Here is a 22,230-nt window from a genome sequence, read left to right on the forward strand (position 1 = left end):
AAAATGGGGACAGCTCGGCTGAAAGACGGAGAGAGCCCCGCCCAGCCGAAACCACAGCGGGACGGGCGTCCCTGACCCGCCGCAAACCGCTTGCGGCGGGCTCTTTCAGCTTGGCCAGCGCTCCCCAGCGGCCATCCGCAATGTCCAGGAGGAATCAGCACTGTGAGCAAAAACACCGGAACGACATCCTTTTTTGAAAAGCTGGCCACATTCATTGTGGATAAGCGCAATCTCATCTTTTTTCTCTACGTCTGCGCCCTGATCTTCTGTCTGTTTTCCCGGAGCTGGGTTCGCGTCTGCAACGACATCACAGAGTATCTGCCGGATACCACAGAGACCCGCCAAGGGCTGACCCTCATGGAGGAGGAGTTTACTACCTTTGCCACCGCCCGGGTCATGGTTTCCCATGTAACCTATGAGATGGCGGAGGACTTGGCGGAGCAGATGGGACAGATCGAAGGAGTTTCCTCGGCCGCCTTTGGGAGCGGTGATGCCGGCGCGGACGCGGAGGAGGACAGCGAACCGGAGACACCGGAGGACATCGCAGAATACTTTAAGGGCGCGGACGCCCTGATCTCCGTGACCTTTGAGGGGGAGGAAGAGGACGAAGTCAGTCTGGCTGCCCTGTCGTCTATCCGGGATCTGCTGGAGCCCTACGACTACTACATCGACAGCACCGTTGGAAACTCCCAGGCCGCATCCCTGGCCAATGAGATGGGGATTATTCTGGCGGTTGCGGCGGTGATCATCGTGCTGGTGCTGCTACTCACCTCCCGCTCCTACGCGGAGATCCCGGTGCTGCTGCTCACCTTTGTGGCGGCGGCGGTGCTGAACCTGGGGACGAATTTCATCTTCGGAGAGATCTCCTTTGTGTCCAACTCGGTGACCGTGGTGCTGCAGCTGGCCCTGGCCATCGACTACGCCATCATCATGCTCCACCGCTTCCTGGAGGAGCGGGAATATGCCGGGGACCGGGAGGCCTGCATTGCGGCGGTCAGCGCCTCCATCCCCTCCATCTCCGCCAGCAGCCTGACCACCATCTCCGGTCTGGCCGCCATGATGTTTATGCAGTTCCAAATCGGCTTTGACATGGGAATCGTTCTCATCAAAGCAATTTTGTTCAGCATGCTGTCCGTTTTTACTCTGATGCCGGGCCTGCTGATGCTCTTTTCCAAGGCCATGGAAAAGACTCGGCACCGCAGCTTTATCCCCAAAATTGACCGCTGGGGCAAACTCACCCTGAAACTGCGCTATGTGGGGGCGCCCCTGTTCGTGGTGGCCGTTGTGGCGGGTTTTCTTCTGTCCAACCAGTGTCCCTATGTGTACGGATACAGCCAGATCGAGACCGCCAGGCAGAACGAGACCCAGATCGCGGAGCGGCGGGTAAACGAGACCTTCGGCACCCAGAACATCATGGCCCTGCTGGTGCCGAAGGGCGACTACGCCAGTGAAAAGGCTCTGCTGGACCGGCTGGAGAGCTATGACCAGGTGGACTACGCCATGGGGCTCTCCAACGTAGAGGTCACAGACGGCTATACCCTCACCGACTCCCTGACGCCCCGGCAGTTTTCTGAGATGACGGATCTGGACTATGATCTGGTGTGCCTGCTGTACACCGCCTATGCGGCGGAGGGGGAGGAGTACGGCCGGATTGTGGGCGGGCTGAATGACTACGCGGTCCCTCTGATGGATATGTTTTTCTTTGCCTATGACAAGGCAGAGGAGGGCTATGTAAATCTGGACGAGGAGCAGCAGGCGGATCTGGATGACTTGTACCAGCAGCTCTCTGACGCCCGGAAGCAGCTTTTGGGGGATACCTACACCCGCATGCTGATCAGCCTGGATCTGCCCGAGGAGGGGGAGGAGACCTTCGCCTTTCTCCAGACCATCCACCGGGAGGCGGAGCGGTACTATGACGCAGACCATGTCTATCTTGTGGGGGACTCCACCAGCGATTACGACCTGTCCGTCTCCTTCGCCCGAGACAATGTGATGATCAGCGTGCTGTCGGTGGTGTTCGTTATCATTGTCCTGCTGTTCACCTTCCAGTCGGTGGGGCTGCCCCTCCTGCTGATCCTGGTGATCCAGGGCAGCATCTGGATCAATTTCTCTTTCCCCGGCATCACCCGGCAGCCCATTTTCTTTATGAGCTATCTGGTGGTGACCTCCATTCAGATGGGCGCCAACATCGACTACGCCATTGTGATCTCCTCCTGGTACAACGAACTGAAAGGGAACATGTCCCGGCGGGAGGCCATCATCCAGGCGCTGGATCTGTCCTTCCCCACGGTGCTCACCTCGGGGAGCATCCTGTCCGCCGCGGGCTTTCTGATTGGCCGGATTACCACGGAGCCCGCCATCGTGGGCATCGGAGTGTGCCTGTGCCGGGGAACGCTGATCTCCATGTTTCTGGTCATGTTCATCCTGCCCCAGATCCTGTTTTTGGGGGACCAGGTCGTGGAGCGGACCCGCTTCAATCTCAAGGTGCCGGAGGTCAGCCGGACGGTCCACGGCACCGTCTATGTGAACGGCCGGGTCCGGGGCCGGATCTCCGGCGTGGTGGACGCCCATATTCAGGGCGTGATCTACGGCGACGTCTCCGGCATGCTGGAGACCGGAAACTATCAGAACAAGGAGGCTTCAAACGACAATGAAACGGAACATCAGTAAAATTCTGAGCCTCCTTCTGGCGGCGGTTCTGATTCTCTCTCTCATTGCTCCCGCCGCTCTGGCGGCTGAGAGGTCCGATACCGTCTACCTCCGCACGGCGGAGGATCTGGCGGAGCTGTCTCGGAACTGCACCCTGGACAGCTGGTCCCAGGGGAAGACGGTCTATCTGGAGGCGGACATCGACCTGACCGGCGCGGACTTCGTCCCCATTCCCACTTTCGGCGGCACTTTGGAGGGGCAGGGCCACACCATCTCCGGGCTGTCTATCACCGGCAGCGGCAATGTGCGGGGCCTGTTCCGGTACATACAGCCCAGCGGCGCCGTGCGGGATCTCAACGTCACAGGCAGCATCTCTCCCACCGACCGCAAAAACACCCTGGGCGGTCTGGCAGGGGAGAACCAGGGGAGCATCACCAACTGCTCGTTTTCCGGGGCGGTGAGCGGAGCGGACAGCATCGGCGGGATCGCGGGCATCAACGAGGCTCAGGGACAGATCATCAACTGTTCCTTCTCCGGCTCTGTCACTGGGGAGCACTATGTGGGCGGCATCGCCGGGCAGAACTACGGCTCCATCGTCCAGTGTGAGAACAGCGGCAGCATCAACACCACAGAGGTGGACGCGGAGCTGAACCTGGACAATCTGAATCAGGACCAGCTCAACGCCGCGGAGAATGTGCCGGTGTGCACCGATATCGGCGGTATCACCGGATTTTCCTCCGGCATCCTGCAAAGCTGCGTCAACACCGGGGCGGTGGGGTACGCACACGTGGGATACAACATCGGCGGCATCGTGGGGCGGCAGTCCGGCTATCTGAACGGCTGCACCAATTCCGGGACGATTTTGGGCCGGAAGGATGTGGGCGGCATCGCCGGACAGCTGGTACCGGAGGTGCGTCTGCTCTACAACGAGGGACAGGTGGGCGACCTGCTGGACGAATTGGATGTGCTGCGGGGCCTCATTGACCAGACAGGGGACGATGTCCGCGGGGCCTCCAATGAGATCTCGGAGCGGATGAAGGCCATCTCTGACCGGGCGGGGGAGGCCCAGGAGGCCATAAGCAATTTGATGGACTCCACCGCGGACTGGGCCAATGAAAATATTGACGAGATCAATGACCTGTCCGCCCGGCTCTCCTGGCTCACGGATGAACTGGCCCCCATCCTGGACGACGCCACAGACGCGATGGATCTGATGGAGGAATTGGCCAGCCAGATGAACGATGTGATGGACGAGGCGCAGGAGGCCGGCGGCCTGGCCCCCGATGCGGCGGGCCGGTTTGAGGATGCCATGGGGGATTTGGGCTCCGCCGCCCAGCGCGGCCGGGATTCCGTGGAGCACCTCAGAACAGCCCTGACCCACCTGCGGAACGTACTGGGCAAACCGGACGTGGAAACGGCCCTGTCGGAGATTCAGACGGCGGTCTTTGAACTGTCCACGGCACTATCGGACATTTCAAACTGCTTTGCGCGGATGCGGCAGATCCTGCAGGAGACGGAGAGCGAGCTCCAGGGGACGCCGGAGTGGGATGCATTTCTGGAAAAGCTGGAGGCATTTCAGGCGGCCTGCGGCGCGCTGCCGGGCTGCCTGCGGGAGGTCGGCGACGCGCTTGCCCAAGTGATTCGGACCGGTGCGGACAATTCGTACACACTGGCACGTCTGCAAACCGCTGCCGGGAACCTTCTGGCCGCCGGTCAGACATTTGGGGAGGCCGGCGCAGAGCTGGCCAAGGCGCTGGCAGATACCGCCCCCGGGCAGGAGCCCGATCTGACCGCCGCCTATGAGAGATTGCAGACGGCGTCCCAGCAGCTTACGGCCGCGCAGGCGGAGGTGGACAACATCCTGAGAGATTTAAGCGCCTCCGAAGCTGGACAAAATTTGCAGGCGGAGCTGGATGAGCTGAATGACGCCATCGCCGCCGCAGAGCAGGCCGCCACAGAGGTGGTGGACGCCCTTGCGGCACTGGCCGGCACGGAGGCGGCTCAGACCGCCGCTGAGGCACTTCGGACCGAATTGACCGCCATCTATGCCAGCCTGGGAGACGCCAAGACAGCCGTGCAGGAGATCGGAGCGGCCGCGGCGAAGCTGGTGCTGCCCTCTGTGGATACCGAGGAGCTGGAGGCCGCCCGCCAGGAGGCCCGGGCTGCCGGGGATAGCCTGTCCTCCGCCCTGCGGTCTCTGAAGCGCGGCTTGGACAGTGGGGAAAAGGCCGCCCGGCAGCTGCGGGAACTGCTGAAGCAGGCCGGAGACGTTATGGATGAGCTGCAGAAGGCCGGCGATACCATGGAGGAACTAGCCTCTCTGGCCGCAAATCTCAGCGGGGACCTCTACGATGTGCTGCACGAGCTGTCCGAGATGCCCACCATCACCATCCACCCCATCAGCAGCGGCTTGCGGGAGCAGGGGGACGCCCTGGGAGACATCTTCTCCAGCCTGCTGGACGACGGGGACGCCCTGCGGGAGTCTATGTCCAGCAGCACGGACATTCTGCTGGACGATTTGGACGCCATCAACCGGCAGTTCGGCGTCATTACCGACCTGCTGCGGGACATTCTGGCGGGTTCAGATGAGGAGCTTGAGGACCGGTTTGAGGATGTGTCGGATGAAGCGCCTGAAACCACAGATACGGGGTATCTGTCCGACGCCTGGAACGACGGAACTGTGAAGGGCGATATCAACGTGGCCGGGATCGTGGGCTCCATGGCCATTGAGTACGACTTTGATCCGGAGGACGACCTGATCCAGGAGGGAGACCGCTCTCTGGACTTCCGGTATCAGACCAAAGCTGTGGTCGCCTCCTGCATCAATACGGGGGAGATCACTGGAAAACAGGACTATACCGGAGGCGTAGTGGGCTTGATGGACCTGGGCCGGGTGAGCGGCTGTGAAAATTATGGCGGAATCTCCAGTTCCGACGGCGACTATGTGGGCGGGATCGCTGGGGCCTCCTGGGGCAGTATCCGGGAGTGCTGGAGCAAGTGCCGCCTGTCCGGCGGGGACTATGTGGGCGGCGTGGCCGGACTGGGGGCCACCCTGGTAAACTGCCATACTCTGGTGACCATCGACGAGGGCTCCGCCTATCTGGGCGCTGTGGCGGGAGATGTGGACGGAGAAGGTACCATATCCGGCAACACCTTTACCAGCGAGAGCATGGGCGCTCTGGACGGCATCAGTTATGCCGGGCAGGCGGAGCCGGTGGATTTTGACGCCCTGTGCAGCGCGAAGGGGGTGCCGGCACTGTTTTCCCGGCTGGAACTGACCTTTGTAGCCGACGGGGTCACCGTGGCTGTGGTCCCCTTCCAGTACGGGGAGGGGGTGGAATCTCTGCCGGAGATCCCGGCGAAAAAGGGGTACTCCGCCGCCTGGCCGGATTTGGATTATACCCATTTGACTGCCAGCCAGACCCTGGAGGCGGTGTATACCCCCTATACCTCCGCTTTGACCGATGGAGGGGAGCTGCCGCAGATCCTGGTGGACGGCAGCTTCAGCAGCCGGGCAGAAGTCTCCCACACAACGGAGGACGTGACCTGGACTGATGCCCGGGGGCGGACGCACACCGGAACCGCCTATACGGTCGCGGTGGAGGACCCTGACCTGGAGCAGGTGTCCTACACAGTACACTACCGGCTTCCGGACTCCGGAAAACGGTATGCCCTCTGGGTGCTGGGGGAGGACGGCTGGAACCAGGCGGAGCATGAGATCGACGGCCAGTATCTTCTCCTGACCAGCCGGCAGGAGGAAATTACATTCTGTGTCCTGGAACGCCCGGTCAACCTTCTGGCCTGGGGCGCGGCGGCAGGCGCTCTGCTGCTGGCAGCGGGAGTCTGTGCGGCTGTTCGGTTCCGAAAGAGGCGGCATTGAGCGGGGCGGAGAAAAGAAAGGCGCAGTATGGGAACGGAGTAAATAAAGATTCAGGCTGAGTGCCGTCCATCTCGACCGGCGACGATCCTTACTTGGAAGTGCCGCCTAGAGCGAGTAAAAATTAAGACTTTGCTGGCGGAGAATCTGCAAAAGATGGCATATTCTGAGTGTCAGCAATCACTTGAACAAAAACACAGGATCCCGATAAAAGGGACCCTGTGGCACTTATTTTTCAGTTATATCCATAAAAATCGGATGGAGAATACATTTTGGGGGTCAAAGATAAAATATTCGCAATTATATCGATGCTTTGTCCGCTGATTTGGAACGGTCTGTTTTATCGTAAAAATACCATGATCAAATCGAGAGATTGCACGGAGTTTAGGCCATAAATGGCTGCCACCAAAGATTCCCTCAATTTGAGACCGATTAAGACCACTGCCTCAAAATAAGTTTTATCGCTTATTCTTCTTCCGTATATTCGTAAAAGGCGTTAAAAATATAACCTTGATCCAAATCCTGGTCGCCCAAATGTTTTCCAAAATACTGGCAGAAAACTCTGGGCGGTTCCTGAGAGAAAATATCAATCCATGTGTCCTCGGCGGCAATGACATAGTGAAAAAAATCAGTTTCTCCCTCAAAAAAGCCCTGCTGCATACACCAATTATAGTAATTGGAGTATTTACACCGGTAGAAGTGAAAAATAGGCTGCGGCAAGTTTGCTGCGGCAGACCGATGCTGCAGGTCAAAAAGTTTATTTTCCTGATGTACTGTCATCGCAAACATCCGCATACTTTTGATGGTACAGGGAAAGACCACCTTCAGCGTGAAGGAGCGCGGATTGAAATTGTCCCCATCATTATATTGAAAAACAATGCCGCATTCATTCCAGAAAAATCCATCAAAATTGACAGCAGTATTTGGCGACAGGTTGGGGCAAGGCGTTAGGAATTCTACGCAGTAGCGGGGGTCCATTTCTTCAAAGTCATAAATAAGATTGCCTTCGTAAGCCGGCAGCTGTTGTTCCATGACACGGTCCTCCTGTTTATTGATTTAACGGTATTTTATTGATGGTGTGCACAGTATAACATAACAAATTGTGCAAAGCTTTTAATTATTTCTTAATTCCAGCTTCTTACCGCCCGCCAGAGTCAAAGAAGCGTCGGGCCGCTTACGGCCCTTTCCCACCTGTTGCCGCTGTTCAGAGATAGCTAGCAAATCTGGCTCGTACAGTCGATGGAACGCAAAAAACCCGCAGAGCCCGATCTGATGGGCTCTGCGGGTTTGAAATTCTAATTATTCCCACTCGCCGAGTTAAATCCATTTCTAAACTTTTTTGTATAGAGGATTTAATTCGTCGTGGTTTTCTTTGATGCAGATTATCCTTATCCTAAGGTCTATTCGGACTTTTGCTATCAAAAATCTATCCGAGCCATCCTATCAGGGGTTTTGCTTGAGATGGATGATTGGGTGGCTTAGGAGTATTATAGCATGGTTTTATCGAATTTTCTATAGAAATTTCATTTTGCCTAATCAGACATTACTCGCTCATATAATCCAGCATTTGCTGATTCAGTGTTTCCTTTACTACTCGCCACTCCGGGAAAAAGGCGTCCATATACTTCTGGAATAGCTCATTGTGATTTCGCTCCAGCAAGTGCACCAATTCATGGGTCACGACATAAGCGAGACACTCTGGAGTTTTCTTTGCAAGCTGGAGGTTAATCCAAATCCTTTTTCGGTCTATATTGCAGGTTCCCCATTTGGTACGCATGTTTTTGACCTTCCACTCAGATGCATGGACACCTACAACCTGTTCACATTTTTGAATCACTTCCGGCAGCTTGCTTTTTAGCTGCTCCCGATACCAATCATTCAAAACACGCTCGCGCTGCTCCGGGGTGCTTTCAGGCCTCACTTGCAAAATCAGATGCCCGCCTGTAAGGGACACCTCATTCCTAACATTTGAGTATTGCACATCCAGACGATAACGACGCCCCCAGACATAGTAGCTCTCTCCGGTCACATACTGTCGCTTCGTTTGTCGTGCCTGTGCTGCGAAGTTTGCACGCTGCTTTTTAATCCAGGAAATTCTGGATACCGCAAACATTCGGATTGCGTCATCCCCAGCAGAGTGCGGTGCAGTAATTTGGACTTTCCCATCGGGCGGCAGAACGCGGATGTACATATTCTTGATGTTCTTTTTTGTAACGGCAATACTCATGTTGCCGATTTGCAGTTCATCCACTAGAATTCACTCTGCTCCTTTACCAATGCAAGCAACTGATCGGCTTCCTGGTCATCTTTTACGACAGCACGAATAGCCCGCCAGATTTTACGCTCTTTGATTTTGCTTCCCCGGAAATTGTCCTGTTTGCTTGACATGACTGCGTCATATATCTGATTGGCAACAGCCGTATCCCCATTAAGATGGTCATAAAAGGCTCGCTTGGCAGCACTCTCCCGGATTTCCGGAGGATATTCTGCGCCACTTTCCGGCTTATGTACCTTCCTTGCCAGTTCCACAATCTGACGCAGATACTCCTCATAGTTGATCACGTCATTTTTGCGTTTTTCAATCAATTCACGAAGAAGCGCAGACATCTTCTCGTAGTATTTGGGGTTACTTTGGGTTCTTTCAACAATTTCCTTGCCAATATTGTTTTCAATAGTCTCTGCAACTGCTTCCTGCTCTTTGGGTGTGGAGGCAGGCATATCCTTCAGCGCGGAAATCCCGTTGTCTACCAGCAGCTCGACCAGTGTTGCTCCTCCAAAAGAAGTCAACACACGACTGGGATCGGCCGACAAATAGGTATCGATTAAATGGCGCATGTCCGGATCATATTTCTTCAAATCCACATAGTCACCGCTGGCCAGACGCACATCGTCACGCACTTTGATGTAGTAGGTAACTTCTCTCTCCAGCGCCTTGATCTGTTCCACAGTATAGTGGTACTTTTCCTGTAATTCGCCCGATACTTCACCAAAAGCGCGAAGAGCGGTTGCCGACAGATTATAAAGCTGTTCCCGCTTGGGCATATTCTCTTTCAATTCATCCAAGTCAAAGGCTTCGGTGTTGGCACCGCAGAAATAATGGTAGTAGTCCACCATATCTTTAGGCGGAGCCACAGGTTCGCACAGTGCACGAAGAGCTTCCAGCGAATCCTCCAGCTGTTCCTTAGCCTTGTCTAAACGATCTGTCAGCAGGCCGGAGACATCTTCCTTATCGTAGCAGTCAAATGCTTCGGAGGTATAGTCTGCAACCGCATTTTCCAAGGATCGAAACAGGTCTTTGTAGTCAATAATATACCCAAATTCCTTATCTTCACCATCCAGACGATTGACGCGGCAGATTGCTTGGAACAAGCCATGGTCTCGCATAGACTTATCAATATACAGATAAGTGGCAGGCGGAGCATCAAAGCCTGTCAGGAGCTTGTCAACCACAATCAGAAGTTTCATCTGTTCCGGCTGCTTGATAAACTTTTCCTTGACCTCTTTTTCAAATGCCTTCGGGTCTTTCCCACCCAGCATCTTCATGTAGATCTCGTATTGCTCCACAGCCTCAGTCTCGCCATCATCGCCCAAAGTTTCGGTACGAATATCGCCCACCGCTGGTTCGTAAGAGGTCACGATAGCGCACTTCCCCTTCAGCTCGGTCTCCTGGAACAATTCATAAAATTTGCACGCCTGATAGATACTGCCAGCCACCAGCATAGCATTACCCCGCCCATCGTGCAGGCGTGGTTTTGTCTCCATATCGAAAACAATATCCGCTACAATCTGTCCCAACCGGGCCTTGGAACTGAACATCTTTTGCAGATTACCCCAGCGCTGTTTTAGCTTGGCTTTTGCCACACCGGTCAGACCGCGCGTTTTTGCCTCAAACCAAGCGTCGATCCGATCCTGCTGGACAACATTCTGCTCCACTTCACGAGCCTCATAACGCAGATCCAAAACCACTTTATCCCGCACTGCTTCATCAAACTTGTAGCGATGGATGTAAGAGCCAAATACCTCCAGACTGGTCTCCTTATCCTTTTTCATCAATGGAGTTCCGGTGAAACCAATAAAGGTTGCATTCGGCAAAATGGTTTCCATCGCTTTGTGGAGTTTGCCGGATTGGGTACGGTGGCATTCATCCACAAAGACATAGAAATCGCCTTTGGGAGAAAAGTTTTCCGGCAGTGAGCGTTTCAGCTCCTCAATAAATCCAGCATAGTCAGTCTCGCCGCTCTTGCTTCTGTTTTTCTTGCCGAACTTATGGATCAGGGAACACATCATGACAGGCGAAGTGTCGTTGATCTTCTGAATCAATTCACTTCCCCGTCGAATGCGGACAATGCTCTCATTGACCCCGGCAAACACCTGCTCGATCTGCACATCCAGCTCGTCCCGGTCGGTGATAATCAGAATACGGCTGTCAGAAATATTTTCCTTAATCCACTTGCTGAGCCACACCATGGTCAAGGATTTTCCGGAGCCTTGGGTGTGCCAGATGATGCCTCCCTCACGCCGCCGCACAAAATCCCGTGCAGCCATATTGCCGAAGAACTGATTAGGCCGACAGGTCTTTTTCACTCCGCTGTCAAATACGATAAAATTGTGCAGCAGCTCTACAAGCCGCTCTTTCCGGCACAGAGAAATCAGGTTTTTGTCCAGACGCAGGGGATATTTTTCGATTTGAGTGCGTACCGCTACGGAAACCTCATCTTTGGCATTGGGATCTTCTTTCCAGGAAAGATAATACTTTTCTGGTGTGCCGGTGGTACCGTAACGCGCCCCCTCCGAATCATTGCCAGCCAGGACAAGCCCAATGGTGGCAAAGAACTGCATGATCATATCCGGGCGCTGGTTGGTCAGGTTCTGGCGGATGCCCTCCGACATGGAAACTGTGCTGCGCTTCAGCTCGATGACAGCAAAAGCGATGCCGTTGATGTACAGCACCAAATCAGGGCGCTTGTGTTTGATGGTTACTTCTTCGGCAATGTAAAAATCATTTTCCAGCGGATGCTCCCAATCCACAAACTGGACTGTGATCTTATGCTGGCCGACAGACTCGCTGACCTTGACGCCGTAGCGCAGCTTTTTATATGTCTGCTCATTCAGGTCGTAAAGGTTCACCGACTGATCGCCGGCAGCATCCTGCAGCTCCTTCAAGGCCCGGCTGATAAGTACCGGCGAATAGCCCTTGCGGGTCAGAAATTTCGTCAGCAGTTCGGTTTCAATATTGAAGTTTTTCCGTTCGGTGAAATCGCCCAGATAGGTATAACCAAGTTCCTGGGCAAATAGCTTTATGACACGCTTCTGCGTAGCTTTTTCTCGTTGGCCGACCCCCATCTTTATCCCTCCTAAGCACCACTTGTATTCCTGATGGAGTAAATCCACTCAAACACTACCGGAATAATAATTGAGCTTGCAAGAAATTCAAAAACCGTCGTACTTGCCTCGTATTCTTTAAAAAAGGGCTGATACCGGTTCAAAATCACTATACTGACAAGTGAAAAAATAAGTGCCAATCTAAAAGATACAGCAACAATGTGTTTATCTGATAATTTCAAAAACCACAAAAACATCTCCTTTGCAGCTTTTTTTATTATCCGAAAAAAAACGACTATAAAGCCTATCGTTGACTGAATCATAGAAAGCAATGTTTTGATACACATCTTTATGATATCAATCAAATAAACAAGAGGAAGCAAAAGATACAGCAAAATTTTAGCGCGACATTCAATTCCATGAATACATCTGATTGCACAAATTAAATATAATTCATTTTGAATTTTAGCATCTATACACTTTACAAAATAATCCCCATATCGTTTAATTTGTTCTTTAAACGGAAAATGCTTTCTAATAATTTTCAGTAAGTAAACACCGCAAGAAATCGGCGTAGATATCAGTGCGATTGTTAAAAAAGTATATAGGAATGAAAAAACCAGAAGAATCAACACAGTTAATACGTCTGAAACTACACTACTTGTAATTTCACCTGCATATTTCAACAAACGCTCATAAGGATTTACTATACCTAAAAAGAATATGACGTATGCGATTAATTGTATTGACGTACGCTCTTGATTAGATAAACGGCCCGGTTCATTATATTTAACCACATTACTTAGTGTGCCAATCGCAATACAAGTGCCTGTTAAATACTCTATATACACCGGTATGGAGAGCAAAATAAATATCCACTTATATTTATTCAAAGATTTCAAAAGCCAAAAAAAGCCTGCCACAAATAAAAGAACCATCGAAAGCAGTAGTATGACATTAACCCCAGCTTCCAACTTTGTGCTTTTCTTTTCAGGCGACTCGATAGTACTTTTATTATCTTTCTTATTCTTCTGCTCCTGGCCCTCTAACTTATTCCATATTGGTGTCGTAATTGCCGCAAGAACAAAAACAACTATAAAGATTAGATTCAAATAATTCAGTACTGGCAAAGTTACTCTACCTTACTTCCTTTGTAATAAAATCAATTATATTGATCCACCAGACGAATCCGTCCGGTGAGTAGCTCCTGCATCATGCCCTGCTTGATCTGCTGGTACTTTGCTAGTTTCTTTTCTAGCTGCTCAATTTCACTGTCCATATCAGAAAGCGTTTGAGCTATCATCGTACGCTCTTTGAGATTGGGATATGGTATTGTAAACTCACGAATATCTTCAATCGTCACAGTAGCTTGTGCCCCACCTTTTGTAACATTGCGTATTTGCTGCTGCCCAGATTCAGATAAAAAATAATAAAAAGCATAAACGGCATCTATTTCATGATAGAATTTTGCAATTCCAATCGCTCCACCACAAAATGCGACTTTGTCTCCGGGGAACAATCCAATATTCCCCACACTTGCACCTACGATAGAAAAAAGCAAACAAACCGTATTTAAAACTATTTTGTCAAATACTTTGGCAATATCAGTGGGAAGATAGTAATCTGTAGCAAAGTCAAACTTTCTCCCTTCAAAATTCTTGGTTTGAATCATTGGCATTGCATTAGACTGTGGATGTTCAAGCAAATTCGGTTTAATTATAGATGTATAATCAAAGCCTGTTTGCTTTGTAACTATACTGCAAAGCTCACCTACTTTTCTAGTTTCCCACTTCCCAGAAAACCCCGGCAGGCGTTTTTTGCCGGTAAGCAGTTCCTGCATGGCTCCCTGCTTGATAGCTTTCTTTTTCTCAATCAGCTTTTGCAGGGAGGAAATCAGGCTATCTACATCGGAAAGGGCTTCGGCAATAGCAGTCTGTTCTTCCTTATTTTGGGGAATAGGGTATTCTAATTCCAAAAGTTTCTTTACTGATAAACCAGGCTGTGCCGAGGATTCCGAATATTGATTCAAGTTCATATCGTATAACACATAGGATATGAACTTAATATCTGTTTCCTTTTTAGGCGTTACTACAATAGCATGTTCAGACGCATAAAAGCGACCACTTACAAATGTTACATTTCCGCAGAGAGCTCCTTGCCGTCCTACTAGTGTATAACTTCCATCATGCGTAAAGGTAGTTGTATATCCTCGGAGCCCATTTCCACCAAAACAAGGAAACTTTCCTTCAGAAGTTATTCTTTCGGCTGTGATTGACTCGCCACTTTTCATAGAAACCACATCAGAAAGTTTTGTTAGCGGAAATATAGATTTCTTTTTCACCATGCAAATCCCATCCTTTCCAGATGAGATTTGACCTTTGCCTCGTACCGGTCTACTTCATTCTCACATTCCTTCAGGGTATACTCATACCGCTCCACCAGCTGGGTCACACGGGCAGAAAGATGATGAGACACTGCCTCGTGAATGGCATCAATTTCACTGTAAATAGCAGCAAACCACTTTTCCTCCACCAGTAGATGACGAATTTCCTCCAGCGTAAGCTGGGGGTACTTTTTCTCCAGTTTGGTGTCCAGGTCTGCCTCGGCCTGCTTAATTGCCTTCTTGTAATTGCTTTCGGCATCCAACAGGGATATATACTCCTTCAATGCAGCCAATTCTTCCTTGGCAGTAGGATCTTTTTTGATTGCCTTGATCCGGGCACTGACAGTGGCTTTTTTCAGATCATCCAGCTGAGCAAACAGTCCGTCCTCACCGCCATTTTCTTCGGCCAGTTCTTCCAACTTGGTGGACACCTCATCCAGTTGGCCCTGAAGGGTATCCAGCGCCTTGACATCCTCCTCAAAAAAGTGTACAGCAATCAAAGCCTTGGGGAGCAGCTTACCCTCAAAGCCCTTGATCTTATCGGTCTTGACCTCGATGGTCTGGCCATTTTCTTTTTTCTTCTTGGTCACATACTCATAGGCAATTTCTCGCCCAGCCTCATAGCCGTCATAGCAGACCGCATACACATCGTCCTGCATGGTCTCCGCCCAGTACTCCATCAGCACTTCATAGACATCATATTTATCGAGAAGCGACACCTGAGCAAAATCATCCAGAAGCTGCTCGGAAATTTTGGCAATCAGCTCTTTGGGGTGAATATCCCGACCGAGTTGCATCAAATCGTGGGTAACGGTCTCCTTCCATCGGGTATAGGCATCGTCCACCTGGTCGGCATGGCGGATAAACTCCGGGTGGGAGGTAATCGTGGAAACCGCTTCGTCCTTGCCCACCGCCGGACGCAGATACCCCGGACGCAGCGGCTGGAACAGAATCTCTTTTAAAGAGGGGTACACCGCCCAATACTCCGCCATGCTGTCCACATCGGTTTCCGGAATGCCGCCGTTCAGGTGAGCATTGATGTCCTGTAAATCTTCCGGCTCACTGCTGTCAATATAGCGCGGGATATTCAGGTTGTACTCGTTGGTGACTTTGATCTCCTCGTTCGGAACAAACCGGGCATACTTGGGGTCCGATTCATCCATTGTAAGGAAGGTGGTCACGATCTTGTGAATATCCTGTTCCCGCAGGCGGTTCTTGTTGCCATCCTTTACATAGCCTTTGCTGGCGTCAATCATGAAAATGCCGGTACGATCAGCAGCATCCTCTTTGTCCAGCACCAGAATACAGGCAGGAATTCCTGTGCCAAAGAACAAGTTAGCAGGCAGACCAATAATGCCTTTGATATAACCCCGGTCAATGATCTTTTTGCGGATGTCAGCCTCGGCATTGCCACGGAACAGCACACCATGAGGCAGAATGACTGCTGCCTTGCCGGTAGATTTCAAAGATTTCAGGACATGCAGCAGCCAAGCGTAGTCGCCGTTTTTCTCCGGCGGCACGCCCAACACAGTCTCGCTGTATCTCCCATAAGAATCAGGGATCGTAATGCCATCCATCCAGGATTTATCCGAGAAGGGCGGATTAACTACGATGTAGTTGAAGGTTTTCAGCAGTTCAGGGTTGTTCTCATCTTTATACTGGGGTGCAGACAAGGTGCTTTTATTGCCGACAATGACGCCAGCGCCCTTGTTGTGTAGGACCAGATTCATGCGGGCAAGACCGGCGGTGGAGTTGTCCTTTTCCTGTCCATAGATGGAGATCTCGCAGGGGGCCTCATCCGCCGCACGAATCAGCAGCGAACCGGAACCGCAAGCAGGATCGTAGACTGTCATGCTGGGATCGGTGGCTTTATCAATACCAATCACCTTTGCCATAATCCGAGAGACTTCGCCCGGTGTATAGAACTGGCCCTTGCTCTTGCCGGAATCCTGGGCAAATTTCCGCATCAAAAATTCGTAGGCGTCGCCCAAAATGTCATCACCGCCAGCGCGGTTGTTGGTGAAGTCCAACTCCGGTTTCTGGAAAATTTCCACGAGACCAGAGAGCTTATCTACCGCTTCCTTGTCGGTGCCCAGTTCCTCGCTGTTGAAGTCGGCAATGTCGATAATGCCTTTCAAGTCGTTGGCTTCTGCCAGCTTGCCAATGATGATATTGATGCCTTCACCAATGTTTTTCTTATATTTCAAGGCAATAACATCGTCAAAGCTGCCGCCTTCTGGCACTTCAATGTCCCAGTTATCACTGCTCTTGAAGCGGTCGGACACATACTTCACAAACAGCAGTGTCAGAATATAATCCTTATAACGGGCCGGTTCCACACCGCCCCGCAGTTTATCACACGCAGCCCATATCTGGCTGTAAATTTCGCTCTTTTTGATTGCCATCGGTACCTCTCCGTTCTCTTTTTAATTTCCTGTCAGGTTCCCATTTACTCCTCTGGCGGAACGGGGATGTACACCATTTTCAGGGGGATCATTTTGCGGTATTTGACACTGAGCTGATCGTAATATTTCAAGACCAGATCCACAAGTTCTGTGCCGTTAATGCCGCGAATAATAGGGGTGTTATCCAGGTATTTCTGCGCATTTTTGGTATAGTTGGACAGTGTCACAAACAGGCCATAATCTCCTTCACGCATAGCACCTTTCAGAGACTGGATGGTAGTCTCTTTAATATCTCCATCTTGGCTTTTGACCTGGACAACAATGCGGGGCGGCAGTTCATCTTTATAGGCGGTAATGTCGATACCGCTGTCTCCACCATGCGGAGACAGGATCGTGCGATAGCCCATGGCCTGCAAAAGATTTGCGACAAACGGCTCTAGATCGTATCCTTTCAGATTTTTGCTCAGCTCTTTTAAGATAAAATCTCGGGTAGCCTCGATAATTTCATCCGCCGTTTGTGCCACTGTCTCATCGGTATCCGGCTCCAAAATATTGCCTTTGAAATCTTTATCCAGAGCCTTAAAATACTCATCCGCATAATTTTTCACCTGGAAAAAGCTCAGTGCCGAACCGACTTCATGCAGAGCCCCTTGCGAAAAAGCCGTACGAGGCAGATGTTTGAGCCACTTTACTTTCCGACGATTGTGATACTGTGCAGCTGTACTATCATAAAAATAGGCGCTCTCAACGATTCCAATATTGATTTTACGGTCGATCTTAGATGGGAACACGACATAATCGCCTTCTCGCACTTCATGAACAAACCGGTACAGCATTCCAGCACTTGTGGCAATCGAACCTTTTTTAGCGTCCGGATAGGTCGCAATATATTTTTCTTTGTAGGCATCACGAGATGCACTTATGACCGACAAGTCGCCCATCTCTTCCCAGCCAATTGCAATTAGATTCTGATGCAAAAAAAGGGGATCGTCCATCGTATGAATTCCCCAAACTGTTTTGTTTGCTGCTGCCATCACAGCCACACTCCTATCCAATCTTTCGCAGCTTTTCAGCTGCAAAGGTCTTGTGTCCCGAAAGTTACCTTCAAATATCAAACCACTTTGTCAAAATTCATGCTTATTTTTCTTCCGGAACAAACTCCAGAATATCGTCCACGCCACACTCCATCACGCGACAAATCTTCTCGATGCTTTCGATGGAAACATACTCGTTGCGCTTTAGGCGGGTGATAATATTGGCACTAAAACCGGCCTTCTCTTTTAGCTGTGCATTGCTTATCTTTTTATCAATCATCAGGTGGAATAAGCGGTCATAACAAATCGCCATTTTAGTCCCTCCAAAGCAAGAAATGCTTGGATTTATTTTATCACACTTTCGTGAAAAACTCAACTTTATGTCGAATCATTATGCTTTATCACTGTTATGAAAAGAGAGCCTTTCTTTACTCGCCTTTTTGCATACTCCACCAGCTCCCGTGCATTACTGGCAGGGTGCCACGCATAGGCAATGAGGTAGTCTACATGATCCACAACATAGCGGTTTGCTCTCACGATTGCGATCTTGCGCGGAACGCTTTCCATCCCCGGTGGATAGAATGTTCCGTCAAATCCATCGGGTGTTGGGATGGGCCGCTCTGCCGGATGATATGACAATAGCAAAGTGAGCTTCACTTCTGGGTAGAAACGCTTTGCTTCTTTGACTGCTGACGCTGCAAGACGGTCAAATCCGCCGTAGTGGCCAACGATAAATTCTGTAACGCCATATTCCAAAATGTGCTGCTCCACAACCGCATACAATGCCGGGTAAATTGCCTCCGATGTTTCCCTGTGCCCGATGAAAAAACAGCTTTTTCCTCCCAAATTTCTCCCTCCTTTTAGTTGTGTTTATCGTTAAAATTATACGATATAAATGATTAAATCACAACGATTTATCAAAGTATAATTTACGAAGAACACAAGCAAAGGAGTGATGCAGGTGAAGGATATTCTCTCGGTTATAACCGCGTATCGAGAGGAGCGGGGCTGGACAGAGTATCAGCTTGCAGAACGCTCCGGTTTGCCGCAATCCACGATCTCCTCATGGTATCGCAAGAATATGGTTCCGACCATTCCATCCCTGGAGAAAATCTGCACAGCCTTTGGCATTACGCTATCTCAACTGTTTGCCGAAGAAGATGCACCGGTTTCCTTAACTGAGGCGCAGAAAAAGCTTCTGGAACGCTGGTCAAGACTAAGTGAAGAACAGCAGGCTGTTGTATTTGCTTTGATTGATAAGATGTAAAAAATCCGTCAGAGGCGCACCCTTTAGAGTGCTGCTTCTGGCGGATTTTCTTTGCCATCAATCTAACGGAGTTTTCTTTGTTACTGCTTTTAGATACAATTCAGGGTCCCCATTCACAATCAGTTCGGCATAGGACAGCGGATCATTATAGATCAGCCAGTCCAGTTCTGACCGCTGGTACATACTGTTCGCTACCTCGTTCTCCACGGCGGTGCAGTCGATGGACAACAGGGTTCCATCTTCCATGCACAGCTCCACGCAGGCAGTGTCCGGGTTGAACTCACAGGACAAAATCTTTCTCATACTCGTTACCTCCCAATACTTGAATTTCAGTTGATTTTCCGCAGCGGCACAAGGGCCGTTTCGGTTGTTTTAGATACAGGCAAGCAATGCGTGTGGATAGCCACACACAAATCCGGCAAGCAATGCGAGTGTTAATACACACTCACATTCCCTGCCGTCTGCTTGTTGAGGGCAGCGCCCCCAAGCCCCTTCTGAACACAGAATTTCATTCTGTGGCTGCGCGTTCTCCGAACGCTTTTTGCCCCTGTACCCGGTGCCCTGTTTCGGGGCATAGGGTGTCGTGAATCGCGACATCCTCTGATACTTTTAGGGTGTCCTAAAATGGGGCATCCTCCTTGAAGATGGGGTGGCAAAATACCACCCCATCTTTTTCTTTCCGCGACCGTTGCGAGCGTCGCGCTTTACTCGATTACTTCAAACGCAGGTGCTTCCACCACCATGTAGGTCAGCCGGATACGCCGCCCGGCGTGCTTGGTTTTGTTCTCATACTTTACCTGATGTTCTTCCAACAGGCGGCTGGCATTCACATTCAGATGCTTGGTGAGCCGATTTACCGCCATATCTGTTTGAATTGCCTGGGCCAGCTCGGTGGGACTGCCTTCCCATTCGCGGTTGTCAGCAGATACGATCTTTGCTACGGCTTCCAGTACCGGGTCTGGAGGCTGCTTCCAAAGCTCATTCTCTGCATGGTCAAGCCCCCAAACTAGGCTCTCTTGGTCTTTGCTCAGATACAACCGCTGATCCGGCTGGTCTCTGCCTACCACTTCCAAGGTGGCCCTGCTATCCGTCCGCTTTTCCTTCTGCATCAGGAGCGCACCATCCGCACAGCCCAGCAAGCCCGTGGTGCCGGAAATCATTTCAAAGCTATCTCCCGCAGGTTGCTTTCTGGTGTGGTGGACAATCAGGACGCAAACGCCATATCGGTCAGCAAATTGCTTCAGCTTGCCGATTACCTCATAGTCGCTGGAGTAGCTGTAACTATCGCTCACTGCCTCCCGGACTTTTTGCAGGGTATCCACGATAATCAGCTTGGTATCACTGTGTTCCCGAACAAACTTTTCCAGCTGTTCATCTAGGCCACCACCGATCATTTTAGCGCTGGTAGCGAAGTGGAGGGAGCTTGTCCCCTCCACACCGAACATACGGAACATCCGGCGCTGCAGGCGGCTCTCGTCATCTTCCAGCGCCAGATAGAGAACCGTTCCCTGATGTACTTTGTAGCCCCACAGGTCTTGCCCGGTACTGACATGGTGGGCGATCTGTGCAACCAAGAAGGACTTGCCGATTTTGGGCGCTCCGGCAAGGATGTACGCTCCTGTATAGAGCAGATTTTCAATCACCGCAGACTTGCCCTCGAACACATTGTCCATCAGCTCGTCCAGGGTCACAGTATGCAGGTAAGCTGGGTCGCTCATGCGGCGCATCTTTCGGTAAAGTTCCTCCAAATCTCTTCTTGGGGAATTGCTTTTTTCGTCCGGGTCTGGTATAGTGGTCTTGGAATTTTGAGAGATTGACTGCCCATCATCTGCGCCAACAGATGAGCCCTGGGCGGTCATTTTCTTTTTTTCATTGATCATAGGCGAAATCCTCCTGCATCCCGTTCATAATGGTGGCGATCATCTGGATGGTGTCCAGCAGCTCGCCGTTTACGCCCTGCCCAGCTTCGATCCGGCGGAGTTCGTCCAGCACGGCGGCCAGCTGGTCCCGCAGGGCCTTGTAGACCCTGGGGTTGCCCTGGACCACCACATCCCGTTCCAGCAGCCGCCGGATGATGTAGTCCTGCTTGGTCAGGCCTGTGAGCTTCACCAGGGCTTCCAGATGGAGGTCTTCCTCCGCCGACACCCGGAAAGCCACCGTCTTGTTCCTCCAGCGGTTGTGGTTATCGTAGTTCTTCTTGGACATTTTCTTACACTCCCTTCTCATTTTTCAGTGAATCCAGCTTATCGGCCATTTCCACCTGACGGGTGGGGAACAAATGAGCGTAGCGGTAGGTGATGTCGATGCTCTCGTGTCCTACGCGCTCCGCAATAGCCAGGGCAGTAAAGCCCATGTCGATCAACAAACTGATGTGGCTATGTCTCAAATCGTGTATGCGAATCCTTTTCACCCCAGTTTGCTTGCAGCCACGGTCCATTTCCCGGTGAAGATAGCTTTTGCTGATGGGGAACATCCGGCTGTCCGGCTCCACGCCATAGAGCTGCTTAAGGTAGTCCTGAAGCTCGTCACAGAGAAACTGGGGCATCTGAATCACCCGGTTGCTCTTTGGTTTCTTGGGGGTGGTAATGACATCCTGCTTGTTGAGCCGCTGATAGGACTTATTGATGGTGAGGGTGCGCTTCTCAAAATCGAAGTCCGCCGGGGTCAAGGCCAGCAGCTCACCCTCCCGGATGCCGCACCAGTAAAGCACCTCAAAGGCGTAGAAGGACAGCGGCTTATCCATCATGGCCTCGGAAAACTTAGTGTACTCCTCCCGGGTCCAGAACAGCATTTCCTTCCGCTCCTCCGCCCCCATGTTGCCCGCCTGCCGGGCCGGGTTGAGGTTCAGGCCGTAAAACCGGGCAGCATGGTTGAAAATTGCACTAAGTTGATTGTGAACGGTTTTAAGGTAAGTTTTTGACAGGGGCTTGCCGTGACAGTCCCGCATCTCCCGGATCTCGTTCTGCCAGCGCATAATGTCCTTGGCTGTGATCTCCGAAAGCTTCCGCTTGGCAAAATAGGGCAGGATTTTCTTTTTGATAATGCTCTCCTTGGTGAGCCAGGTGTTGAGCTTCAACTTGGGCTTAATGTCCCTCTCATAGAGGGCGACGAAGCTCTCGAAGGTCATGTTCACATCGGCCTGCTTTTCCATCAGGAACTCCCGTTCCCATTCCAGCGCCTCTCGCTTGGTGGCAAAGCCCCTTTTGAGCTTCTGCTGGCGCTCACCTTTCCAGTCGGTGTAGCGGAACTGCACATACCAGGTGCCGTTGTCCTTGTTTTTAAACGCTGCCATG

The 22,230-nt window shown here is 51.3% G+C and carries 16 protein-coding genes; 3 read left to right on the forward strand and 13 right to left on the reverse strand.

The window, feature by feature from the left end:
• The first annotated feature begins 162 nt into the window (after positions 1–162).
• Positions 163–2,670 carry an MMPL family transporter gene (locus H6B31_RS01675; protein WP_204896913.1) on the forward strand — a complete coding sequence of 836 codons (2,508 nt, stop codon included), beginning with the start codon at positions 163–165 and terminating at the stop codon, positions 2,668–2,670.
• On the forward strand, positions 2,651–6,529 hold the full coding sequence (locus tag H6B31_RS01680; protein WP_204896914.1) for a GLUG motif-containing protein: 3,879 nt from the start codon (positions 2,651–2,653) through the stop codon (positions 6,527–6,529). The genes H6B31_RS01675 and H6B31_RS01680 overlap by 20 nt, the downstream gene beginning before the upstream one ends.
• A 462-nt stretch (positions 6,530–6,991) precedes the next feature.
• On the opposite strand, the gene H6B31_RS01685 is transcribed toward H6B31_RS01680, so the two are convergent.
• The 9 genes from H6B31_RS01685 to H6B31_RS01725 all read right to left on the reverse strand — a co-directional run bounded on the left by H6B31_RS01685 (position 6,992) and on the right by H6B31_RS01725 (position 18,516).
• The gene (locus H6B31_RS01685) at positions 6,992–7,558 is read right to left on the reverse strand and encodes a hypothetical protein (RefSeq protein ID WP_204896915.1); all 567 of its coding nucleotides are present in this window, start codon (positions 7,556–7,558) and stop codon (positions 6,992–6,994) included.
• 511 nt (positions 7,559–8,069) lie between these two features.
• Entirely contained in the window at positions 8,070–8,777 is a 708-nt protein-coding gene (locus H6B31_RS01690) for a M48 family metallopeptidase (protein ID WP_054338597.1), read from the reverse strand.
• A complete protein-coding gene (locus H6B31_RS01695; RefSeq protein WP_204896916.1) occupies positions 8,777–11,869 on the reverse strand; it encodes a type I restriction endonuclease subunit R in 3,093 nt (1,030 codons plus the stop codon). Before H6B31_RS01695 ends, H6B31_RS01690 begins: the two co-directional genes overlap by 1 nt.
• A gap of 11 nt (positions 11,870–11,880) precedes the next feature.
• A complete protein-coding gene (locus H6B31_RS01700) occupies positions 11,881–12,978 on the reverse strand; it encodes a hypothetical protein (protein WP_204896917.1) in 1,098 nt (365 codons plus the stop codon).
• A gap of 32 nt (positions 12,979–13,010) precedes the next feature.
• On the reverse strand, positions 13,011–14,192 hold the full coding sequence (locus tag H6B31_RS01705) for a restriction endonuclease subunit S (RefSeq protein WP_204896918.1): 1,182 nt from the start codon (positions 14,190–14,192) through the stop codon (positions 13,011–13,013).
• On the reverse strand, positions 14,186–16,636 hold the full coding sequence (locus H6B31_RS01710) for a type I restriction-modification system subunit M (protein WP_204896919.1): 2,451 nt from the start codon (positions 16,634–16,636) through the stop codon (positions 14,186–14,188). The genes H6B31_RS01705 and H6B31_RS01710 overlap by 7 nt, the downstream gene beginning before the upstream one ends.
• Positions 16,637–16,680: 44 nt before the next feature.
• Positions 16,681–17,670 carry a restriction endonuclease gene (locus tag H6B31_RS01715; RefSeq protein ID WP_204896920.1) on the reverse strand — a complete coding sequence of 330 codons (990 nt, stop codon included), beginning with the start codon at positions 17,668–17,670 and terminating at the stop codon, positions 16,681–16,683.
• 103 nt (positions 17,671–17,773) lie between these two features.
• The gene (locus tag H6B31_RS01720) at positions 17,774–17,983 is read right to left on the reverse strand and encodes a helix-turn-helix domain-containing protein (protein ID WP_054338619.1); all 210 of its coding nucleotides are present in this window, start codon (positions 17,981–17,983) and stop codon (positions 17,774–17,776) included.
• 65 nt (positions 17,984–18,048) lie between these two features.
• On the reverse strand, positions 18,049–18,516 hold the full coding sequence (locus tag H6B31_RS01725) for a hypothetical protein (protein WP_204896921.1): 468 nt from the start codon (positions 18,514–18,516) through the stop codon (positions 18,049–18,051).
• 109 nt (positions 18,517–18,625) lie between these two features.
• Here H6B31_RS01725 and H6B31_RS01730 point away from each other — a divergent pair, with 109 nt between their 5' ends.
• On the forward strand, positions 18,626–18,937 hold the full coding sequence (locus H6B31_RS01730) for a helix-turn-helix domain-containing protein (protein WP_050624078.1): 312 nt from the start codon (positions 18,626–18,628) through the stop codon (positions 18,935–18,937).
• Between the two features lie 57 nt (positions 18,938–18,994).
• Here the strand turns inward: H6B31_RS01730 and H6B31_RS01735 are convergent, their stop codons facing one another.
• The 4 genes from H6B31_RS01735 to H6B31_RS01750 form a co-directional block, all read right to left on the reverse strand.
• Positions 18,995–19,240 carry a DUF6061 family protein gene (locus H6B31_RS01735; RefSeq protein WP_204896922.1) on the reverse strand — a complete coding sequence of 82 codons (246 nt, stop codon included), beginning with the start codon at positions 19,238–19,240 and terminating at the stop codon, positions 18,995–18,997.
• Between the two features lie 401 nt (positions 19,241–19,641).
• Positions 19,642–20,817: an AAA family ATPase gene (locus tag H6B31_RS01740; RefSeq protein WP_204896923.1), complete on the reverse strand. Its 1,176-nt coding sequence runs from the start codon at positions 20,815–20,817 to the stop codon at positions 19,642–19,644.
• Positions 20,807–21,142, reverse strand: coding sequence for a plasmid mobilization protein (locus tag H6B31_RS01745; protein WP_087236779.1), 336 nt, complete (start codon positions 21,140–21,142; stop codon positions 20,807–20,809). Before H6B31_RS01745 ends, H6B31_RS01740 begins: the two co-directional genes overlap by 11 nt.
• Positions 21,143–21,146: 4 nt before the next feature.
• Positions 21,147–22,229 (reverse strand): site-specific integrase, encoded by a 1,083-nt coding sequence (locus tag H6B31_RS01750; protein ID WP_204896924.1) that lies wholly within the window; start codon positions 22,227–22,229, stop codon positions 21,147–21,149.
• Between the last annotated feature and the right edge of the window lies 1 nt (position 22,230).

Source organism: Pseudoflavonifractor capillosus, assembly GCF_016899775.1.
In the GTDB taxonomy this organism is placed as follows: Bacteria; Bacillota; Clostridia; order Oscillospirales; family Oscillospiraceae; genus Lawsonibacter.

Coding starts and splice junctions, on each gene's coding strand:
- H6B31_RS01680 (WP_204896914.1), top strand. CDS start 2,651: ATGAAACGGAACATCAGTAAAATTCTGAGCCTCCTTCTGGCGGCGGTT.
- H6B31_RS01685 (WP_204896915.1), bottom strand. CDS start 7,558: ATGGAACAACAGCTGCCGGCTTACGAAGGCAATCTTATTTATGACTTT.
- H6B31_RS01695 (WP_204896916.1), bottom strand. CDS start 11,869: ATGGGGGTCGGCCAACGAGAAAAAGCTACGCAGAAGCGTGTCATAAAG.
- H6B31_RS01705 (WP_204896918.1), bottom strand. CDS start 14,192: ATGGTGAAAAAGAAATCTATATTTCCGCTAACAAAACTTTCTGATGTG.
- H6B31_RS01710 (WP_204896919.1), bottom strand. CDS start 16,636: ATGGCAATCAAAAAGAGCGAAATTTACAGCCAGATATGGGCTGCGTGT.
- H6B31_RS01715 (WP_204896920.1), bottom strand. CDS start 17,670: ATGGCAGCAGCAAACAAAACAGTTTGGGGAATTCATACGATGGACGAT.
- H6B31_RS01720 (WP_054338619.1), bottom strand. CDS start 17,983: ATGGCGATTTGTTATGACCGCTTATTCCACCTGATGATTGATAAAAAG.
- H6B31_RS01730 (WP_050624078.1), top strand. CDS start 18,626: ATGCAGGTGAAGGATATTCTCTCGGTTATAACCGCGTATCGAGAGGAG.
- H6B31_RS01735 (WP_204896922.1), bottom strand. CDS start 19,240: ATGAGAAAGATTTTGTCCTGTGAGTTCAACCCGGACACTGCCTGCGTG.
- H6B31_RS01740 (WP_204896923.1), bottom strand. CDS start 20,817: ATGATCAATGAAAAAAAGAAAATGACCGCCCAGGGCTCATCTGTTGGC.
- H6B31_RS01745 (WP_087236779.1), bottom strand. CDS start 21,142: ATGTCCAAGAAGAACTACGATAACCACAACCGCTGGAGGAACAAGACG.
- H6B31_RS01750 (WP_204896924.1), bottom strand. CDS start 22,229: ATGGCAGCGTTTAAAAACAAGGACAACGGCACCTGGTATGTGCAGTTC.